The 20,726-nt window shown below is 61.1% G+C and carries 16 protein-coding genes; 8 read left to right on the plus strand and 8 right to left on the minus strand.

Annotated features, from left to right (window positions below; translation table 11 throughout):
* Positions 1-9: 9 nt before the first annotated feature.
* From ACQY7R_RS11275 to ACQY7R_RS11300, 6 genes are all read left to right on the plus strand, one after another.
* Positions 10-396 carry a BlaI/MecI/CopY family transcriptional regulator gene (locus tag ACQY7R_RS11275; RefSeq protein WP_428305699.1) on the plus strand — a complete coding sequence of 129 codons (387 nt, stop codon included), beginning with the start codon at positions 10-12 and terminating at the stop codon, positions 394-396.
* The gene (locus ACQY7R_RS11280) at positions 393-1,487 is read left to right on the plus strand and encodes a M56 family metallopeptidase (RefSeq protein ID WP_428305700.1); all 1,095 of its coding nucleotides are present in this window, start codon (positions 393-395) and stop codon (positions 1,485-1,487) included. The genes ACQY7R_RS11275 and ACQY7R_RS11280 overlap by 4 nt, the downstream gene beginning before the upstream one ends.
* A gap of 103 nt (positions 1,488-1,590) precedes the next feature.
* Positions 1,591-2,199 (plus strand): glycosyltransferase family 2 protein, encoded by a 609-nt coding sequence (locus ACQY7R_RS11285; protein ID WP_428305701.1) that lies wholly within the window; start codon positions 1,591-1,593, stop codon positions 2,197-2,199.
* 106 nt (positions 2,200-2,305) lie between these two features.
* Positions 2,306-2,875, plus strand: coding sequence for a methyltransferase family protein (locus ACQY7R_RS11290; protein ID WP_428305702.1), 570 nt, complete (start codon positions 2,306-2,308; stop codon positions 2,873-2,875).
* 51 nt (positions 2,876-2,926) lie between these two features.
* Positions 2,927-3,667: a methyltransferase family protein gene (locus ACQY7R_RS11295; RefSeq protein ID WP_428305703.1), complete on the plus strand. Its 741-nt coding sequence runs from the start codon at positions 2,927-2,929 to the stop codon at positions 3,665-3,667.
* A gap of 179 nt (positions 3,668-3,846) precedes the next feature.
* Positions 3,847-4,875: an arabinan endo-1,5-alpha-L-arabinosidase gene (locus tag ACQY7R_RS11300; RefSeq protein WP_428305704.1), complete on the plus strand. Its 1,029-nt coding sequence runs from the start codon at positions 3,847-3,849 to the stop codon at positions 4,873-4,875.
* 43 nt (positions 4,876-4,918) lie between these two features.
* Here ACQY7R_RS11300 and ACQY7R_RS11305 read toward each other — a convergent pair whose 3' ends face one another.
* The 8 genes from ACQY7R_RS11305 to ACQY7R_RS11340 form a co-directional block, all read right to left on the minus strand.
* Positions 4,919-6,154 (minus strand): sialidase family protein, encoded by a 1,236-nt coding sequence (locus ACQY7R_RS11305; protein WP_428305705.1) that lies wholly within the window; start codon positions 6,152-6,154, stop codon positions 4,919-4,921.
* Between the two features lie 34 nt (positions 6,155-6,188).
* On the minus strand, positions 6,189-7,148 hold the full coding sequence (locus tag ACQY7R_RS11310) for a dihydrodipicolinate synthase family protein (protein ID WP_428305706.1): 960 nt from the start codon (positions 7,146-7,148) through the stop codon (positions 6,189-6,191).
* Between the two features lie 5 nt (positions 7,149-7,153).
* The gene (locus ACQY7R_RS11315) at positions 7,154-7,954 is read right to left on the minus strand and encodes a hypothetical protein (protein ID WP_428305707.1); all 801 of its coding nucleotides are present in this window, start codon (positions 7,952-7,954) and stop codon (positions 7,154-7,156) included.
* A 56-nt stretch (positions 7,955-8,010) separates the two neighbouring features.
* A complete protein-coding gene (locus tag ACQY7R_RS11320; protein ID WP_428305708.1) occupies positions 8,011-8,451 on the minus strand; it encodes a hypothetical protein in 441 nt (146 codons plus the stop codon).
* A 52-nt stretch (positions 8,452-8,503) separates the two neighbouring features.
* The gene (locus tag ACQY7R_RS11325) at positions 8,504-9,625 is read right to left on the minus strand and encodes a DUF1559 domain-containing protein (RefSeq protein ID WP_428305709.1); all 1,122 of its coding nucleotides are present in this window, start codon (positions 9,623-9,625) and stop codon (positions 8,504-8,506) included.
* 63 nt (positions 9,626-9,688) lie between these two features.
* The gene (locus ACQY7R_RS11330) at positions 9,689-13,798 is read right to left on the minus strand and encodes a LamG-like jellyroll fold domain-containing protein (protein WP_428305710.1); all 4,110 of its coding nucleotides are present in this window, start codon (positions 13,796-13,798) and stop codon (positions 9,689-9,691) included.
* 135 nt (positions 13,799-13,933) lie between these two features.
* On the minus strand, positions 13,934-15,442 hold the full coding sequence (locus ACQY7R_RS11335; protein ID WP_428305711.1) for an exo-alpha-sialidase: 1,509 nt from the start codon (positions 15,440-15,442) through the stop codon (positions 13,934-13,936).
* Between the two features lie 89 nt (positions 15,443-15,531).
* Positions 15,532-16,641, minus strand: coding sequence for a substrate-binding domain-containing protein (locus ACQY7R_RS11340; protein WP_428305712.1), 1,110 nt, complete (start codon positions 16,639-16,641; stop codon positions 15,532-15,534).
* Positions 16,642-16,997: 356 nt separating this feature from the next.
* Here ACQY7R_RS11340 and ACQY7R_RS11345 point away from each other — a divergent pair, with 356 nt between their 5' ends.
* Both ACQY7R_RS11345 and ACQY7R_RS11350 read left to right on the plus strand, forming a co-directional pair.
* Complete coding sequence (locus ACQY7R_RS11345) at positions 16,998-17,969, plus strand: dihydrodipicolinate synthase family protein (protein ID WP_428305713.1); 972 nt, start codon at positions 16,998-17,000, stop codon at positions 17,967-17,969.
* A 192-nt stretch (positions 17,970-18,161) separates the two neighbouring features.
* Complete coding sequence (locus ACQY7R_RS11350; RefSeq protein ID WP_428305714.1) at positions 18,162-20,711, plus strand: sodium:solute symporter family transporter; 2,550 nt, start codon at positions 18,162-18,164, stop codon at positions 20,709-20,711.
* Positions 20,712-20,726 lie beyond the last annotated feature (15 nt).

Here is a 20,726-nt window from a genome sequence, read left to right on the forward strand (position 1 = left end):
GCGGATGGCATGAAAGACCAAAACGAACCGTTCGTATTAACGGCGGCGGAAGCTGAAGTGATGAACGTCATCTGGGATGACGCTCCGATTGCGGTGGCCGACATTGTCCCGCGGCTTCCGCGCGAGCTCGCCTACACAACAGTCATGACGACCGTGCGAATCCTGGAAAGCAAAGGTTTTCTCACGCAATGCGGCAAGCGAGGACGAGCCTTTCTCTACCGCCCGGCCATTGAACGCGACGTAGCGCAAGGAACGATGTCCTTGGAAGTCGCCAATCGGCTGTTTGGAGGCTCGCTGAAGTCTCTGGTACTCAACGTCGTCCAAGACGAAGCGATCAGCGCTGCCGACTTGGCGGAAGTCAAACGCGCCATTGAAAAGCTGGAAGCACGAAAATGAGCGCATTGCACTGGTTTCAATTCCTGATTTCATTCGCCATTCAGGCGGTGATCGTCACGATGCTTGCTTGCCGAATTGAACGACGCTGCAAGAACGCGACGACCAAGACTCGCCTGTGGACGTCTTACTACCTGTGCATTATCGGTTTGCTTGCCGCGGGCCTGCTGCTTCCTCACATTCACTGGACCAACCCGTGGCAGCTTCTGACCGACCACCATCTGATTCGCATCGTCCATATTGAAAACGCCGCCGTGGCGCTACTAGCGTCCGCGTGGCTGCTCGGCGTCGTTTGGCTCGCAATCCGTTGGGCCTATGGCTCTCGTCAACTGAGCCTTTTTATCAGCAAATGCAGATGTGCAACCGCCGATGAGCTGACTGCCATCAACACCGCGATTCCGGCCTCGCTTCGCAATCTTGGCGGGCGTTCGGCTGAGTTTCGCATCCTTCCTGACTCGATTGCGCCGTTCTGCTATCAGCTACACCGGCCACTGGTGCTGCTACCACGAGCCGTCGTTACTGGCGACGCCGACGACCTGCGGCAAATCCTGCAACATGAGTTAACGCACCTGGAAACACAGCATCCCGTTCAGGTCTTTGTACAACGGCTAGTCCAAACGCTGTTGTGGTTTGTGCCGCCAGTCTGGGTGGCGGGCCGCCTGGCACGGCTGGCCAGAGAGTTCGTATGCGACGAAGCGTCAGTTGACGGCGGCGAGTCAGCCGCCAGGTATTTGAGAATGCTGCTTCGCTACGCCCGATGCGAGAACGCGCAAGACGCCGCCGTCTTGAATGCTGTTCGTTCCCCGCATGAGCTCAATGTGCGAGCTCATCGGTTGGCCAATTCCGATGGAAGCAGCGACAGTCAATTGATGCGGTTTGCACCGGCGCTGATGCTGCTTGTGACGCTCACCGCGACCCAGTTGTGGATACCAACCAACCCGCTCGCTTCGTCAAAGTCGTGGTACTCGCCATGGCCTCACTGGACGGCTGCAGTGCTGCATGCCTTTGACATTCCGGTCAGAGACTTCGATCAGTTTGATTCCCGCCTGCAGCTCCACGACTTGGAGAAGCAAGGCAGCCCAACACCTGGGTAGCAGCGTAAAAAAATTTCGCTCGAACTCCTAATTTATTAGTAGATGCGAAAGAGCTACCGGCGTTCCGACTCGACTCACCAACCATCACGCATGGACGCGAAGAATGGCTCAGCAGATCACACATCAGAAAAATGAGAATGAGGCGCCGCTCATCAGCCTTTCATTGCTGATCCCCACGTGGAATGAATCCGCCACGATAGGTCGCACGATCATCGACGCAAAGACTGCGATCGCTGATCTTGTCGACATCTACGAGATTCTCGTTATCGACGACGGCGGACGTGACTGGACGGCAGCGACCACCCATTCAATCAGCATCACCCATCCCGCTGTGCGGTTGGTGTCGCATGAACCCAACCGAGGCTACGGTCTCGCACTTAGGTCCGGCTTCATGGCTGCAACCTGCAACCTTGTCGTCTTCACGGACATCGCCCGCCAGTTCGACGTCTCTCAGCTAGACCGTTTCTCAATCGTCTCCCGCGCCTTCGAGATCGTGCGCGGCTATCGCACGATCCATAAAGAGCCGCCTCTCAGTTCGGTGTACTCAGACTTGTTCGAGAATCTTACACAAGCGCTGAGTCGGACGAACATCCGGGACGTCGACGGCGGTTTGAGAATGTTTCACCGCGAATCGCTCTTGAATCTCACGCCGATTGCCACGAAGCGTGCTCAGTCGCTGGGCGCGACGCCGCTCTCTCGCGTCTCAGGCTAGTTGCCTCGCTTGTTTCTGCTGGTTTCAACGCTCCCAAACGAAAGGTCGACAGGCGTTTGCGTCTCGGGATGCGCTTTTACAGTCACTTAGAACAGGGAATAGACACATGGCTCAAGACTGGATCGCATTCGTTGCGAGACACCGGATACGCGCCACGACCATTATCGTCATCTTGCTGATCGTCTGGAAATTTGCTTCACCCGCCGTCCCACGCGAAAGCGCTCGCCACGAATCCCAACACTTGGGTATCGGGCTGCTTCTAGTCGTATGCGGACTCGCGCTGCGCACATGGTCTGCGGGAACGCTACGCAAGCACCAAGGGCTAACGACGACCGGACCTTATTCGATTATTCGAAATCCGCTCTACGTTGGCACATTCATGATGGTCGGCGGGTTCGCCCTTCTCGCCAACGCGTCAGCAGTCGTGTGGGGTGCAGCGGGGGCGTGCCTAGCCATGTGTATTTGTGCGGTACTGCACGAAGAACGCATTTTATCCACCCATTTTGGCAACGCTTGGCTTCACTACACCCGCGCCACGCCGAGATTCGTTCCACGGAGGCTCATGCCAAGGAACAGTACCTGGACGCTACAGGAATGGGTTCGCAATCGAGAGTACCAGGCGGTCTTGGCGACGATGGCGGGGTTAAGTGCGATCATCGTGTGGGATGCATTCTAAGTCGGAAGTTCGCGAGGTAGGGTCTAAACCGCAAGGAATGGAGATGTAGCGATGGGATTGCATCGAGAGTTTGAGGCGCAGGGACAGTGGCTGTTTCGCTGGCGAAGCGTGCTGCCGTTCTTATTCACCCCGCTGATTGTCCTGGCAGTGGCCGACATGCATTGGCCTTTCGGGAGCGCCAGGCTGCACACCATTTGGGAATATGCTTGCCTCACCGTATCTTTACTAGGCCTCGCTATCCGCGTCTTCGTGGCAGGGTGCGTGCCGGCCGGAACATCCGGACGAAACACCAAAGGACAATGCGCCGCGTCGCTGAATACGACGGGCCTCTATTCGCTAACGCGACATCCCCTCTACTTGGGAAATTACCTGATCGGCCTTGGAGCAATGATGACTCCAAGCGTCTGGTGGCTGCCGGTGATCTATTCGATCAGTTTTGTCGCTTACTACGAACGAATTATGTTCGCGGAGGAAGCATTCCTGCGCAAGCAATTCGGCGTTCGATTCAGCACATGGGCTGAAGTCACGCCTGCGTTTCTGCCCAACTTTGCACGGTGGAACGCCCCTTCGCTTGGCTTCTCAGTTCGCAGCGCGATGCGACGAGAATATACAGCACTGTTCGTGATCATCGCCAGCCATTCCGCACTTGAAATAGCAGGGCATGCGGTAGTTGAGCATCGCTACGTGCTTGAGGCGAAGTGGGCATTTCTCTTGCTTGCTGGCGCAGCTTGCTACTTTACCCTCAGAGGGCTGAAGAAATACTCGAGGTTGCTCAACGTCTCTGGTCGTTAATCGCAGGCATTAGGGGGGTATGTTCACAGTTGCGTCTCTCAGGGAGAGAAATCGCGGAAGCCGGGGCGCATCAACGGTAACCGCTAAACCTCTTGATCGCCACGCAAGGCGATCCGATGATGGTTCAGGCAACATGCGTTGCTGAGAACTATCGACTGCAACAGCTGAGGACCAGCACAATGAACAACTCCCTCTTCCGCGCGACGCTGCACGCACTAGTCACAGCGATAATCGCTAGCTTGCTTACGAACGCCGCCTACGCCGATCCAGCGCAACCCCGGGACGCCTTGCTTCATGGCGCACCAGATCCGACGGGCGTCGCAGTCGATACCGCGGACGCGACGGCGTACTATGTCGCCGCCACCGGTCGCGGCGTGCAACTCCTGCGCAGCGACGATCTCAAGCACTGGGAACTCGCCGGCAACGTGTTCAAGGAGCCTGTGCCGGATTGGGCTGGCGAAGAGATACCGGGAACGCACGGCATCTGGGCGCCTGACCTTAGCTACCACGACGGGTTGTACTATTTGTACTACAGCGTTTCGACTTTCGGCAGCCAACGATCGGTCATCGGCTTGGCGGTCAACAAGTCATTGGATCCGAACAGCAAGGACTATCGTTGGGAAGACCGCGGGAAGGTCATCGAGTCGATGCCCGCGAAAGACGACTTTAATGCCATCGATCCCGCGATGTTCGTCGATGAAGATGGGCGATGGCTGCTGTTCTGGGGATCGCATTGGGGAGGGTTGAAAGCGGTTGAAGTCGATTCAGCCACCGGCAAACCGAAGCCTGACGCCAAGATCGTAGCCGTGGCGGGCCGTCCGGATACGAAGTCGCATGCGATTGAAGCGCCGTTTGTGATCTACCATCAAGGTTACTACTACTTGTTCGCATCATGGGATGGTTGCTGCGACGGCGCCGACAGCACCTACAAAGTCGTTGTCGGCCGCAGCCGCGATGCCCTTGGACCGTACGTCGACGTCATCGGCCAACCGATGCTCGAAGGAGGAGGAACCATCGTGCTCGAAAACAGCGAACGATGGCGCGGGCCTGGCCACAACGGCGTGATCACCACCGCAGGCGGGCAATGGATGGTGCACCACACGTACGATATGCAGCATCTCGACGCGCAGCGAATTCTGCAGGTGCGGCCGATGACCTGGACCAAGGAAGGCTGGCCGCAAGTCGGCGAGCCGCTGGCGACGCCTTGAACGAATTCACTTGGTCGATTGGCGTCAGAGCAACGCCTTGCATCTACTTCCCGGCGTCGGCCGATTGCGGCTCTTGCTGCTCTAGCCACGCACGATTGAAGCGAACCAACTCAAGCTTCGCAGGAATAAACGGCCCTTTGGGTTCGAGGCTCTCGGCTTCGTACAGTAGGTAGACGGTTCCGTCCGACGCGACGGCCATATCGCTGTAGCCGCTCGGTCCGACGTCGACGACTCGAGAAGTTTGCCAATGCTTGCCGTCGTCGTCGCTGAGGCGGACGGTGAGATTGCGGCGCTCGCGGCTCCCCTCCTTGCCAGTGGGGCCGCTGCCGGGACCGCTATTCGGGTAGGAGTAGAGCAAGGCGGTCGTCTTGCCGGCGTCGTCGGCGAGCGTCGCGTTGCCGCCCATGCAAATCGGCTCGTAGAGCGATTCTTGAAACTCCGGCTTCGTCCATCCGGTGGCGCCGTCGGCGCTGGTTGCGAAGAGCCGGCGGTGGCGTTTCGATTCGTTGCGAACGTTGGCGAGAACGCGACCGTCGGAGAGTTCGACGAGTTCCGTCTCGCTCGGGTTCGGCGTCTCGTCGGTGGTGGCGACGATCACGTCGCCGGCGTGCCACGTCTCGCCTTGATCGTCGCTGTAGACAGTCGTCGAAATCGACGGGCGATGGCGTTTGTCGGTCGCGAGCCACACCGGCACGACGAGCCGACCGTTTTTGAGCGTGATGCCGTGGCCAGGGCCCATCGCAATCACTTGCCACTCGTAGCCGTCGCGGGTGCGGAACTCGTCGAAGGCGGCCGTGATCTCGTGCGGCGCAGACCACGTGGCGCCGTCGTCGCGGCTCGTCTTCAAATAGGCGCGCTGGTAGGCGACCTGATACATCAAGTGGACTTCGCCGTTTTTCGCATCAACGATGAAGCACGGGTTATCGACCGTGTTGACGCCGTCGTTCACGAGGACTTGCTGCTCGTCCCACGTCTGGCCGCCGTCGGTACTGCGGCGGAGCATGAGGTCGGTATTCGACCAGTCGCCGTGGCCGTTGAAGCGACCGGCAGCGGCGGCGAGGACCGCCCCTTTCGGCGCGACCGCGATTGCGGGGATGCGGTAGCAGCGATAACCGTCGCGACCGGCTTCAAAGAGGGGCTGCGTGTGGAAGTAGGGCTCGGCTGCAGTTGTTGCAGCCTTCTTCTCGGCAGCGATGAGCCGCGCTGGCGCGAAGCAGGCAAGTGGCAGGCAGCACGTCGCGGCTAACAAAGCGAACGTTGGATCAAATTGGCGAAGCATCGTCATTGTCTCAATCAGCGTGTTGTACTAGCAACTAACGGCTGCCGGAAAAACGCTCGGCGGCGAGTTCCTCCGACCACCAATCACGGAAGTCGACGGCTAGCCGCTCCACATCGACGACAGGGAGCGGCTGGTAGGGCGAGCGCGTCCTGCCGCTGTCCTCCAGAAAGCCGCTCGCCGCCGCGCGGGCCTTGCCGATTATGCCGTGGAGGTAACCGCGGCGCACATACTGCTCGACGCACGAAGTTTCCCAAAGGTTGAACTTGCGCTGCATCGCCGACGCAGCGTCCCACTCGCCCCGTTGGCAAAGGTCGACGAGCCGTCGCTGCCACGCGGGAAGCGAGTTCACCCAGAAGCTGTAGGTGCCGCGGCCCCCCAGCAGCATCCCGGGAACGGCCGTGAAGTCAGTGAGGATGTGCGATAGCTGCGGCGTGGCGCCGATGATGTCGGAAAGTTCGAGATAGTTCTGCGTGCCGAGTTTCGTGCCGATGAACTGCTCAGGGAACTCCGCGGCTAGAGCGCGGTACTCGGCCCCCAGCATACGCACATGCCCGCGCGGCGTGTTGTAATGGATCCAACGCGCCGCCGGGTCCGCCTCGGCGAGTTCGTTCCAAAACCGCCGCACATCGCCCGCGTTAAGCGGCATGAAATACGGGTAGCAGATGTGGAACGTGTTGATGCCGTGGTCGAGGCAAACCCGCATGCGGTCGATGATGCCCTGCGTGTTCGTCCATGTGACGCCAACTTGCGCTCGGCAATCGACGCGTTGCATCGCTCGCGCGAACTGGGCGATGACTTGGCGGAACTCGTCGAGTTCAACCGCGTAAAACTCGCCGTCGGCGTCGGTGGTGTAAATACCGTCGACGCGGGCCTCCGCCAGCCGATCGACGTTGCGTGCGAAGATCGCTTCGTCGAGCCGGCCGGCGGCGTCCCACGGCATCGGAATGGCGGCCCACAATCCTCTCACGTCATCCGCGACGTTGATCACTTTCATGCGAGCTAACCGTTCTTCCGATACAAGGCAAACGTCAGCAAACCGATAACGCACAACGACGCGGTCGCTGGCTCCGGAACGTTGAGGGTTTCCACGACTACCGACCGCACATAGAAATCGGCGCCGCGGTTAGCTCCCGATTGGGCTCCGAAATAGAGGGCGGATTCAATCTGCGTCGGCGACGGGTTGGCGATGATCGCCAGGGGAACGCTCGCACCGCCGTCGACAGTATACGAGAATTCGAAACTGCCGGCGTTCATTTGCCCGGTGACTACCAGCGTGTGGAAGGCGCCGTCAATGGGGGCGAGCGTGGAACTGAAGCCGAGGACTTCAACCGTCTGATCGGCGCCAATGTTGGCGGCTTGCGTTTCGAACTCGGTGCCGTTGAAGCCGAACCGCAAGTTACCTTTGCCGGAGCTTGTCGTCGCCAGGCCTTGCCAGACCATCGTGAACTTCAGGCCTTGCGTCAGCAGCGTTTGCTGTTGGGCGGGCGTCCAGGCGTAGTAGTAGTTGGGAAGATCGACCGCCGCGTCGGTGAGCGTGTCGCGAAGATGAAGCGCCGGGCCGCCGGTGAGCGTCTCCATCGCCACGTTTGCATTGTTCGCGGTCGTGCCGCTACCGTTCGCAGCGGTGAGCGGCCCATCGACGTCGACTTCGTAGGCGAGCCAGCCTTGTTCAGTCGGGAGTTGGCCGGTCGAGGCATCGTAGGAAAAAAGAACCGCGGCAGATGCCGGCGGAGCGACGAACGCTCCCAAGAACAGCGCGCACAGCGTGCTGTGGAGAAGCGTGACACGGGTGGTCATCATTAGTCCCTCGCGGTAGTTCTCAGTGCTGCAGAGCAGAAGGGGTGAATCGCGGTTCGTTACTTGCTGGTGAGTGCGAAGTCTTTCGTTTCAGTGTCAGGCTCGATCGTGGCCGTCAGCGTCGTTTGCGAGTTGTAGCGGGCATCGAGGTATTGCTCGGCGGCTCCACCTTCGGCGCCAGCCGCCGCTTTGCTCTTCGGATTGGCGCGGTAGGCCTTGATCTCGACCTGGTGAGTGCCGATAGGGACGCCTCCTTTGGCCTGAGCGGTGTAAGCTCCATCCTTGATCGCCCCGCCTGAAACTGGGCCGATCGTCCCCGAAGTTGGGATGAAGCGGATCTCGCCATTGGAGATTGGCTGACCATCCAGCGTGACGACGCCACTGACGACGACCTTGTCCATGTCGGAAGAGTTTCCGCATCCGAGTGCGAAAATAGACAACGATGCGGCGACGCTCAGCGACGCCGCTGTCGCACGGATTTCTAGAACTGATGACTTCATGGCGATTGGGAGGCGTGGCGAAATAAGTTAGTGCAGATTCAGGAACGCAGGCTTAACGCGGCGGGGGGGTACCGCCGCCGACGCCGTCGCTGCCGGTGACGACGCCGCTCGCCGACCCGCCGCTGACAATGTCGTCGTCCGACTTCGTGGCGTGAGCCCAGAGAACGAGTGCGTCGGTGTTTTCGCCGAAGAACTGAACGCTGCCGTCGGCGAACGCGAAATGCGCTCCCCCCGGATGCCAACTCGCGAAGCCATGCTCGCGGTGGAATTCGTCGTGGCGGTTGCCGCCGTCGCCATCGAACGGATCGATCGTGTCGTCGCGACCGCCCGGCACCGACTGCGGGCCGTTCACGCCCTGGCTGAGGTCGGAGACGTTCCGCGTGATCCAGCCGTGAGCCACCCAGACTTTCTGCCCAGCGGCGTCGATTCCCGCGGCAGATACCATTTCACCAATGATAAACGTATTGCTCAAGCCATCCGTCACGTGGCGAGCTTCGACGGCGCTAAAGTTGTAGAGAATGCCTTTGCCGTACGGCGTCGGCACGAAGGGGTGATTGACGTCGTCGTCGCGACCGGCCGGCTTGCGACTAAACGCCTTCCGACTGTCGGCGACGCCGGCCATGTTCGTCATCCGCCAGTCCCAGGCGGCGACGCCCGAGTGGTCTTTGTCGGTGCAGCAGTCGATCCACGCCTCCTGATTCCGCTCGCTCGGGCAGATGAAGCTGGGGATGAGCACCGCCGCCGCCTCCCACGATCGCGGTGCAAAGTTTCCTTGAGCATTTTTGAAGTCAATCATGCTGAAGACTTGCTGCTGTTCCATGTAGGGGAGGACGTACGCTCCCCAACCCATGCCGGGATAACTGTTCGCGTTGGCGCCGGCCGGAATGTCTTTTGTCGGCGTAAAGTTGTACACGCCCGCCGTGTCGGCCGTCGTATAACGCGTGCCGTCCGGGAACGCGCCGTTAGCGCTGTGGTAGTTTTGCAGCGCGACGCCGACTTGCTTGAAGTTGCTTTGACAGGTGGAGCGACGCGCCGCTTCGCGGGCAGCCTGCACCGCTGGGAGGAGGAGCGCGACCAGCACGCCGATGATCGCGATGACGACCAATAACTCCACCAGCGTGAAGCCGGCGGCTGGACAAACGAAGCGTTTGCGGCCGAGTGATTGCGACTGCATTTAAGACCTCTTCATGTCGAAACAAGGCGTCCGTGCGACGCGAGATCGAATTGGGAGTAAGAGTTACTGGTTGGAAGTTTCTTTGCGACGGCGTGCGTAAGCGACGGCGAACATTCCCATAGCTGCCAGTCCTAGCGACGTTGGCTCGGGAACGCCGACGGCGAACACTTCCATGTTGAGTTGAAGCCCAAGCCCCTTAAACGCCTGTCGCAACATGAAGGCATCATAGAGATCGACTTCGCCGTCGAAGTTGAGATCGCCTTGCTGCCGCGTGGTCCAGTCGCCGAACTGGACGCCGTTGACTAGCTTCGTCGTCCCCCAGCCTTGGAGCATCTTCGTGACGTCGTCGGTCGCGGCGGGCCCCGTCCCGGTTCCGGAAACGACGCCGTCAAGATTAACGTCGGCGAGCGGCTTGCCGGCCAGTTGCGTCGCGATCCACTCGTTGTCGGTGGCGAGGTTCAGCGTGCCGTAGTTCGTGGCATTGGCTGAGCTCGTTCCCCAGACCGAGATCTTCACGTCGTCGATGACGCCGCGGAACGGATTGGTCACCGATAGGTCCTGCGTTACGCGCGAGCCGCCGACCGTGAGAAGTTGGTTGACGTTGAACTCGACCGCGTCATTTCTTGCGGCCACAGCGACGCCGTTAATTAGCAGGGCGCCGCCGACGTTGGACCGGCCGTTCACGCGGTCGCTGAACCCGCTGATCATTTGCACGTGGGACCACTGGTTGAAACCGACGGCGACGCCGGAGTTAATCACCGGCTCGGCGTCGGACAGGAGCCCCCACTTGTTGTCTTCAGTAATGACGACGCCATGCTCGCCGGTGTTGTTGATAAGTTCCTGGCGAACATTTTGCTGGGCGCTGTTCGGCTTCACCCACAGCTGCATCATCTGGCCGCGAATTCCCTCGTAGTTGTGAGGGAAAGGCGTTGAGGGGAAGAGCGTTGTGCTGTCCCAGACGTCGCTCGGGACAGCAAGATGGATCGGCGTCCACAGGTAGTCGTCGACGCCGTCGAACGACGCACCGCGGGTGCTGCCGGCGCCGGGGCGATCGCTGACGCTGATGTAAGTCGGCCCGCCCGCGATATTGAGATCCTGGAGATCGCCGGCGCCGCTCGTGCCCGCGCTGTCGAAGGTTGAACTAAACGCATTCCCCGAACCGAGCACCGCGCCAATCGAGGCGCCTTCGGCTCCGTCGTCGCCGAGGCGATAGTTGCGGTCGACGGTGACAGCCGCCGTGGCCGTCGTTGCCGACAGGGCAAAGAACACTGCGGTTCCGCAGGCGACCGAGCGAACCGCCGCCAAGCGTTTGGGGCGGTGGTGCACGACTAGAATCGCCGCCAGCGTCAATGCTGCGAGGGCGAACGTCGTCGGTTCAGGCACCGTGGCGACGGCGCTCGTGGCGCTGCCGGGCGTGCCGAACTGAGTTTTCCACACCGTGAGGTCGGCGGCGTTGACATTGCCGTCGCCGTTCGCGTCGCCTTGAGCCTTCGTGGCCGACCCGTTGCTGATGCCGAAGTTGCGCTGCCAACGGAGGAAGTCGGCACCATCGACGATGCCATTGGCGTCGAAATCGGCCCCTGACGCCCCGCCAGTCACGTACGAAACGGCGCCGGCGTAGAGGATGGTGTCAGGGGTTCCAGCGACGTGGTACTCGAAAACGAGATCCTTGGCATTGATCGTCTTGTTGTAGAGCGTGCCGAGGCTAACGTCGGATATGCCAGTCGCCAGCAGCGTCGACTCGCCGAAGGCGCCTTCCGACACCTTGCCGGCCGTCGCCGCGAGTTCGCTCCAGACGTTGAAGTCAAAGCTCGAATCGTCGAGACTGAGCCACTGTCCGGGAGCGAGCGAGTTGCCGGCGCTGCGAATGCGATACAAGTCAATGTCAAACGCGGCGCCCGACGTATTCACGAGCGACACAGCGCCCGTCGTCTCGTTCACCTTGAGCGCCAACTTGGCCGTGAAGGGAGTCGCCGCGTTGACGCCATTGAGGCCGGCGAGGTAGCGGTTCTGCACTTCGCCGTCGGTAAGGCGGCCATTCCATACGGCGAGATCGTCGATGGCGCCGTTGAGCGCCCAGGTGTATCCCGGCGTGGTCGTTCCCATCCGGTTGTGGGCGCCGATCGTGACGATGTTGGCGCCGATCGCCGCGGGACTGGCCAGGCCATCCGCAGCGACGCCGCTATCCTCCAGAACGCCGTCGACGTACAAACCCCAGCCGGTGGTGTTCTGAGCGTACGTGAGAAACCGCCACTGGCCATTATTTACCTTGCTAACCGTGACTGCTTCGCCGGTACCGACGGTAGGCCGGCCCGAGAAGTCGGCACTCCCCGACGCAATGCCGAGCGGGCCCTGATCGCTGACGGCCCGGAACATCACCTCTTCGTTCGCAACGCTGTTGTCGGAGATGCTGAACATCGTGCCGAGCGTGGTCGCGGAGGTCTTCACCCAACCGGAAACGGAGAAGTTCTCCCCGAGCGTCAGCAACGCGTCGTTGCTGGCAGAAGTGGCGACCGCCAGATGGTCGGCCGTGGTTCCGCCGAACTGCCAGGCGTTGCCGATGATGCCTGCCGCACCTGAGTTGGCGTTGCCCGCCTTCGTGGCGTTGTGAACGCCGCCGATCGCGTCGACCGCGGTCGTGGCGCCGGCCGCTTCGTCGAACTTCCAGTGTGCGATGAGATCCGCAGCCTCCGCACCGGCGCTGCCGCTGACGACGACTGCGGCCGCGATCGTTGCCGCTCCGGCGCGCCGGGCACGCCCCCGTGCGCGACGGCCGCAGGCGAGGAGCGTCGCCCCCAAGGCCAGCAAACCCGCGCTGGCAGGCTCAGGCACTGCGAACGATAGCGGCGCTGCCCCCGGATTGGCCGCTAGGTACGCGCTGTTCAGCTGTAGGAAGTCGAACTCGTCGACGGTGCCATCGGAGTTGAAATCGCCCGCCTGATAGCGTTCGGCTTCCGATTTGGCGAGCGTATTCGTGCCGAAACTAGGCCGGAACTTTGTTTGGAAATCGGCGACGTCGAAATCGCCGTCGAAGTCGAGATCACCGAACTTAAAGCGTTGATTGCCGTTGCCGTAGTACCCGATGTGGACCGGGACGACCGATCCGTCGGCGAGCAACAACTCGACGGCTAGGTCTTCCGTCGGGCTCTGCACCCAGACATTCCCGAGGTTGATGGTTTGCCCGGTGGCGAAGTTCGCGCCGTCGCCGTCGGGCTCGAATTCGGCAAGGTTGTTACGCACCGAGGCGCCGCTCAGCTTGGCCCATTGATCGTTGGGATCGACTGACTGATTGCCGCCGGCGTCGTAGGCGTCGGTGATCGAGGTCCAACCCGTCGGATCGAGGCCGCCGCCTGCGGAAGCGATCGAGTAACCCACGATGTTCAGCGGCGTCGAGTTGTTGATAATCTTCAGCGTGCCGCGCGGGCCGGCGTTGCGATCAATCGTCGCCGTCAGCGGCAGCGTTTCCATCGTAACGGTCCGGACGAGAATGTCGGTGCCGAGGCTCGCGCTAGAGTTGCCGCCAAAGTAGACGGCTGATTCGAGTTGCGTCGGCGCCGGGTTGACGATAATGCTGCGCGAAACTTCTGCGGCGCCATCGACGCTGGAGCTAAAGATGAACTCCGTGCCAACTTTGCGCCCGTAGATCGTCAGCGTGTGGAACTGGCCATCGAGCGGCGCGAGCGTTGAGCTGAAGTTGGTTACCTCGATCGTACGATCAGCCGGGATGTTGCTGTTTTGGGCTTCGAACTGCGTGTTGTTAAAACCAAAGCGAACGTTGCCATTGCTCGCTCCTGCGGTGAGGCCCTGCCACACCATGGTGAACTTCACCCCTTTTTGCAGCAGCGTCTCCTGCTGCTGCGTCGTCCAAGCGTAGAGATAGCTCGGCAAGTCGAAGCCGGTGTCGCTAAGCGTATCGCGCATATGGAGCGTCGGCACGCCGCCGACGGTTTCGATCACCGCATTGGCGTTCGCCGCCGCCGTGCCGGCAACGTTCGCGGCCGTCAGCGGCCCGGTCGTGTCAACTTCGAACGCCGCCCACCCCTGAGCCGTCGGCAGCGTGCCGAGCGCGGAGTCGTACGAAAAGACGACTTCAGCCGACGCGTTGCTAACGCAGAACAGCGCCATCGAACTAAGAATCGCCGCCGTGAACGATAATCTTGGTATGCGAGTCATCGAAAGGATCCTTGATAAGTCGAAAAGCAGTGGGCGGTCGCCGACTTGCCGTCAGCGCACGCCGCACAGGCCGCACTTTTTCTTGTCGAAGTATTTCCGCGCTGCGTGACGCCGCCTCGTCCGATTGCTAGCCGGTCAAGGCGTGCCGCGCAGGGCGCAGGTGATCAGACCGATCACGAACAACTGCAGGGAACTGGCTTCAGGGACTTGCGTGAGTTGAGCCAGCCCCTTGGCTGAAAGCCCGCTCGCGATAAGTTGCTGACGAAGTTCGAACACGTCGGCCAAGCTCAGGCGGCCGTCGAAATTAAGATCGCCATTCGCGTAGCTGTCGACGCCGCCCAAAAAGTACTCGCCCGATAGCGGAGTCCAGGCGGCGATGAACGCCGACACGTCTTGCTGATTGAAGACGCCGTCTTGATCGACGTCGCCGTGAACTCCGTTCCACGGCGCGGGATCGAGATCGTCGTAATCCATGTAGGCAAACAGAATTTCGTCGTAGAGCGAATCGCCCGCCTCGAACAAGACGCCGAACCGCTCGTCGTTGAGCTTCACCAGATCGGAGTAGGCCGCGGGACCTTGGTGGATGACGGTCGACTTGGCCCACGATGCCGTTTCGTCGTTGCTGACGCGAATCGTGAGATCGCGGCGAGCCGATGCATTTCCGGCGCCCGAGTAGAGAATGACGTTCTCCGCATCGCCTTCGTCGACGGCGCGGAACCGCAGGCCCGAGTTTTGCACGACCGGCGTCGTGATCCGCGGGTCGTGGACGAACTGCGGTTGATCGTACGTTAGACCACCGTCGCTGCTGTAGGCGAAGACGCGATTGCCAGGATTGTCGGCATGTCCGTCGCGGGCGTTGAAGTAGACGCGGCCATCGACGAGCTCGACGGCGAAGTTTTCGTTCGGCGACGAATCGGACTGGCTGCGGACGTTCGTGTCGACGGCGCCAATCTGCCACGTTTGGCCGTGATCGTCGCTGTAGAGAACGTGAGCGCCTTGAGCCGCGTTCGGAGCACCGTGATCGGAGGGGATAATTAGTCTGCCCGCGTGATCGCCGCGTGTCAGTTGAATTCCCTGTACTGGGCCCGTCGCGTACCAGTCCCACGTCGGATTCTTGGCAGCCGAGGTGATTTCGACATGGTTCGACCAAGTGACGCCGTGATCGTCGCTGTAGGAGATGAAAACGCGATCATTCTCCAGCGTGAACGGCAACCAGATCCGGCCGGGGTCGGCTGGATCGAGCATGTCGACCACCGGCGATTGATTCCCGACGGTAATCGGCGGTGTTTGGCCGGCGGGGAAGTATTGGCGGAAGTCGGCGTTGTCTTGCACGACTTCAAGCGGGCTCCACGTTCTGCCGGCGTTCGTCGAGCGTTTGACGACAATGTCGATTTCGCTCGCGTCACCCCCAGCACGAGCTTCGGCGAAGGCGAGGAGGTCGCCGTTGGCCGCTTTCACCATCGTGGGGATGCGGTAGATGTTGTAGCCTTCGGTTCCCGATTGGTAGACCGGAACTTTGAAGACGCCGGCGGTGACCTGTGGAGCCGGCGCGTAGCATGCAGCGACCACGCTCGCAGCGACGGCTAGCTTTCGGCAGACAACTTTGCAGACGTGTAGTTCCACGCTCAACAGTTCCTTCGTCATGCAAGCAGCGCTTCGGCGCTTGCTGCCCAGCCGGGTCGACCCCATGCCGACATTTCAACGGTCCGCTTGGCCGTTGGGAAAAGTTCGTGCTAGACCGACCGGTTCGATCCTGCGCTGTCGTCGCTCGCTGCTGCCATTGCATCGAGCTCAACGGGAATAATCTGGTCGCCGGCAGCCTCGCCGCGCGACTGCGCCGCCAGCAAGCGGGCCATCCGCTTGCCTTGCTCCTCGGCCGAATAAATCGGACGCGGAAACACGTAGGCAGGCTGTTGATTTGGTAACAGGTAATAGTCGCAGACCACGACGTCAACGTCGCGGTAAAGTTCCAACCCCTGCTCCGCCACGACATTTGCGACGGCGTCGGCCATCAACCGCGAGCGGCAGATAAATCCAGTAGGCCGATCAGCGCGTGCTAGTAGTTGGCGGACCTCGGCTTCGCAGACGTCCGTCGACGAGGGGAGGAACCTTTCGATAAGTTGGTGAGCCAGGAGACCGCGCTCGCCGACGCAGCGGCGAAAGGCGTCCATGGTGTCATGATCGCCCGGCAAGACTTGCTGGCGTGAGAGGTAACCAATCTGGCGATGGCCGCGATCGAGTAGATAGTTCGCCGCCAATTCGCCGATCGCCGACATATCGCGGTCGAACCGCGTCAATCGCGTGATGCCGGGGTAGCGGGCGCCGTAGACGACTCCCGGAACGCCGCGATCGCAGACCAGTTGCTGCACATCGTGCGGCGTGCGGACCAAGATGAATCCGTCACGGGTCTTCGCCGTGAGCGAATCGTCGATCAACTCGGCAACAAATTCCTTCGCGTTCATTGTCGGCAGAAAACTGATCTGCACATGGACGCCGGGGAGTTCTTCTTGAATCCCGAGGAGCACCAAGTCGTTGCCGATGCCTTCGGAGGTGAGGTAGTTCTGGTGAACGAGAAAGTGAACCCGCCGCAATGGGGCAGGGGAACTCTGCTGAACGGGACCCGACACGAAAGCCCCGCGCCGTTGCTGCCGCGTGATCACTTGGCGGCGTTCCAGCAACTGCAGAGCCCGATTCGCCACGCCATTGCCGACGCCGAGCATTTTCGACGCGTCGGCCGTCGTCAGATAACGGTCGCCAGGCTGGAGCTTCCGCTGGTGGATATCGGCCACCAACTGGTCCGCCAGGTCGACGATTTTCGGCGTTGTAGTGGCGACTTCAGCCATCTTGAGCGGCGTCGTTGGAGGGACTGAACCGGAAACAAAAGTGGACCGGGGGCATTTTAAATCCCCACTTTTGAAAGCTTACTTGCGCTCAGTATGATTGTCGATGGAATATTACTGGATTATTGGGAATTTTTAGTTTAAGTTAGATTTCGGCCGGAAAATGGGGCTTTACGGGCCTGCAGCGTCGGGTTTCCACTCGCACTGGACGGTGAAAAATACCCGCCGCAGGAGCCTGCCACGAAAGTTCAGGCGTTTTCGCTGGCCAGTTCAACTACCCTTGAAACCAACACACCACGGCAATTTCGGGAGTTTTCCCGGCAGCCGGCCGTGGTTTTTGCATCGGAGCTCGATCGGACATGACTCAACCCCTCACGGGATTAATCGCCGCTACCTACACCCCCATGCACGAGGATGGCTCGCTCAATCTCGACGCCGTCCCTGCGATGGTCGACTACCTAGAGCGCTCCGGCGTCCGCGGCATTTACATTTGCGGCAGCACGGGCGAAGGGGTCTCGCTCACCGGCGTTGAGCGGTGCGACGTCGCCGAGGCGTACATCAGTGCGGCCAAAGGGCGTTTGAGGACGATCGTGCAAGTCGGGCACAATTCGATTGCCGAGGCCCGGCAACTGGCGAGTCACGCCCAACGATGTGGAGCCGACGCCTTCTCGGCAATTCCGCCCTTCTACTACAAAATCGAGACGATGCAGATGCTCGTCGATTGCGCCGCGCAGATCGCTGCCGGCGCGCCGGAGCTGCCGTTCTACTACTACCACATCCCGGCGTTCACCGGGACTTCGGTCGACATGGTCGACTTCATGTCCGCGGCGGGATTGCGGATTCCAAATCTTGTCGGTCTCAAATACACGGCCCACAAAGTTTTCGAATTCCAGGCGTGCCGTGAGCTGAACAATGGCCGCTTCGACGTCGTGTGGGGCGCCGACGAGATGCTGCTGAGCGGGCTGGGAGTGGGCGCTCGCGGAGCGATCGGTAGCACCTACAACATTGCCGCGCCGCTCTACCGCGGCATCATCGACGCGTACGATCGCCAAGATATGGAAACTGCGCAAGAACTTCAAATGCGTTCAGTCGCGCTCGTGCGGCTGCTCAACAAGTATCCCTTCCATGCTGCGACGAAGGTGGTCCTCGAACTGTACGGCCTCGAAGCGGGGCCATGCCGCGAACCGCTGGCCTCGCTTAGCAAGGCCCAGAAGGCGCAGTTGGCGATTGATCTAGAGGAATCGGGCTGCTGGGAATGGCTGCGGCCGGGCGAAGCTGCCGCCACGAAATCGAAGCACGCCGCCTCCAACGGCGTGGCGGCGCGCGAGTAGGCGTCGAACTCGGGCGGGCGCGATCACCGCTGGTCGCGCCCGCACCTCTCTTCTAGCTCTTCTCTTCCAGGCAGTGTCACGATGGCCCCATTAGTCACCATTGCTGTCGCGCGGCTGCGTCATTGTGCGGCCGCACTGTGCTGGGCGGCAATCGTCTGCCTTGCATCCCCACACTCCGCCGCAGGAGCTGAGTTGCCAAACTTGACGCAAGCGCCCGTTCGTTGGGAGCAACTTGCTCCGCTGCCCGACGCGGTCGGATTCGCAGGTTCCGTCGCAGGGCTTGATCGCGGCACGCTGCTGGTGGCGGGCGGCGCGAACTTCCCGCAAGGGCGCCCCTGGGACGGAGCGACGAAAACTTGGCATGATCGCGTTTTTGTTCTTCGTCCCAACGCGAAGGAGTGGGAAGAACTCGCAGACCGCCTACCGCGGCCGCTGGGTTACGCAGTTTCAGCGACGACGCCGTACGGCATCGCCGTGGTTGGCGGCAATCACGCAGACGGAGTTTATCGCGACGCCTTTTTGCTGCGAGTCGACGACGATCGCTTAACCACCGAACAGTTGCCGCCGCTACCGCTACCGCTCGTAAACGCAGCGGGAGCAATGATCGGCGCGACGCTCTATATAGCCGGCGGACAGTCAGCGGCGGATGCCAACAAGGTCGAGTCGTGCTTTCTCTCGATCGATCTCTCGCAACCTGCCGACAAGCGTGTGTGGGTCGAACTCGATACATGGCCCGGCGCGCCGCGAATGCTGGCGACGGCCGGCGTCCAGGAGGGAGCGTTTTACCTCTTCGGCGGCGTTGAGCTCGCCGACGACGCGGCCGGCACGATTCAGCGGCGCTACTTGAAAGACGGCTACCGTTACCAGCCGCAGCAAGGGTGGCGCCAGGTCGCCGACATGCCGCGACCAGTCGCCGCGGCGCCGACTCCGGCGCCAGCGGTGGGAACTTCGCACCTTTTGATTGTTGGGGGCGATGACGGTGAGAATGCTGCGCGAGTGGCGGAACTTAAGGACGCGCATCCTGGTTTCTCTCGCGCGAGCTTGGCTTATCACACCGTCACCGACCGCTGGATCCTGGCCGACAAACTTCCCTTCTCGCTCGCCACCACGCCGACGATCCGCGATGGCGCGAGCGTCATCATTCCGGGCGGCGAAACTCGTCCCGGCGTACGCACCAATGAAGTGTGGCGGGGGACGCTCACCCCGCAGCGCGCGGAGTTCGGACTTCTCAATCTTTCGGTGCTCGGCGTCTACCCGCTGATCATGCTCGGCATCGGCGTCTGGTGTTCGCGACGATCGAAAGACGCCGAAGGGTTCTTCCGCGGCGGGCAGCAAATCCCGTGGTGGGCCGCCGGACTAAGCATCTACGCGACGATGCTCAGTTCGATCACGTTCATGGCGATTCCGGCCAAGGCCTTCTTCAGCAATTGGTGGTTTATCTTCAGCCAGATATCAGTCATCGTTCTGGCGCCGGTGATCATCGCCGTCTACTTGCCGTTCTTTCGGCAGCTCAATCTCACGAGCGCGTACGAGTATTTGGAGCATCGCTTCAACCTGGCGGTCCGCTGGTTTGGCAGCGCTTCCTTCATCGCATTCCAGATCGCTCGCACCGGCATCGTCCTCTACCTGCCGGCGCTCGCCCTCTCGACGGTGAGCAGCATCGACACCACCACCTGCATCGCGGGAATGACGCTGCTCACCATCGTCGTCACTTACTTCGGGGGAATGGAAGCGGTGATTTGGACCGACGTCGCGCAGTCGATCATCCTGCTGGCCGCAGCGGCGCTGTCGCTGGCCGTGATTGCCTGGCAACTCGATGGCTCGACGATCGATTTGTTCCGCACTGCGGCGAACGAGGGCAAGTTCTTTCCGGCGATTCCCGTGTCGCCAGATTTTGCCATCGAGTCGGTGTGGGTATTGGTACTGGGAACCTTCTTCGCCACGCTGATTTCCTACACGTCGAACCAAGAAGTCGTGCAGCGATTCATGACCACCAGCGATGAAAAGCAAGCCGCCCGCGCCATTTGGGTGAATGCCTGGCTGTCGCTCCCCTCGGGGATGCTGTTCTTTGCCGTAGGGACGGCTCTCTATCTCTTTTATCAGCAGTTTCCTGAACGCCTCGATCCGGGACTCGCGCGGAATGATGCGATCTACCCATTCTTCATGGTTCACGAACTTCCGCCCGGATTAGCGGGTTTCGTGGTGGCCGGCATTTTTGCTGCAGCGCAACCGACGAGTAGCCTCAACAGTGTTGCGACGGCGGTGGTCACCGACTTCTATCAGCGCTTGCGGCCCGAAGCGAGCCCGAAGAGCCGCGTCCGCGTCGGCCGCGCGTCGACGATCATCACGGGGCTAGCCGGCATGGCGGTTGCGCTGACGATGGAGCAGTTCCCGGTCGAATCGCTCTGGGAATTGTTCCTCAACGTGCTCGGCCTGACCACCGGCATCCTCGCCGGCCTCTTCTCACTCGGCATCCTCACGAAGCGCGCCCACGGAACGGGCGCACTCCTCGGCGTTGCGGCGTGCATTGCGGCGATGTGGGCGGTGTCTGAATACGGAGATGTTCACGCCATGATGTACGGCTGCTTGGCGGTCGTCGTCAGCTTCGGCGCTGGTTATCTCTTTAGCTTGCTGCTCCCCGGCGCGACGAAGCAACTGGAGGGGCTGACAATTCATACGCAGCGATCGCTTAGTTCCTCGCCCGCTCCGACGTCGCTGGCTGCGCTGGCCGCGCACTCCTAGCCTACCGCCAGACGT

Origin of the sequence: Lacipirellula sp. (assembly GCF_965279485.1) — a bacterium.
Classification (GTDB): Bacteria; Planctomycetota; Planctomycetia; order Pirellulales; family Lacipirellulaceae; genus Lacipirellula.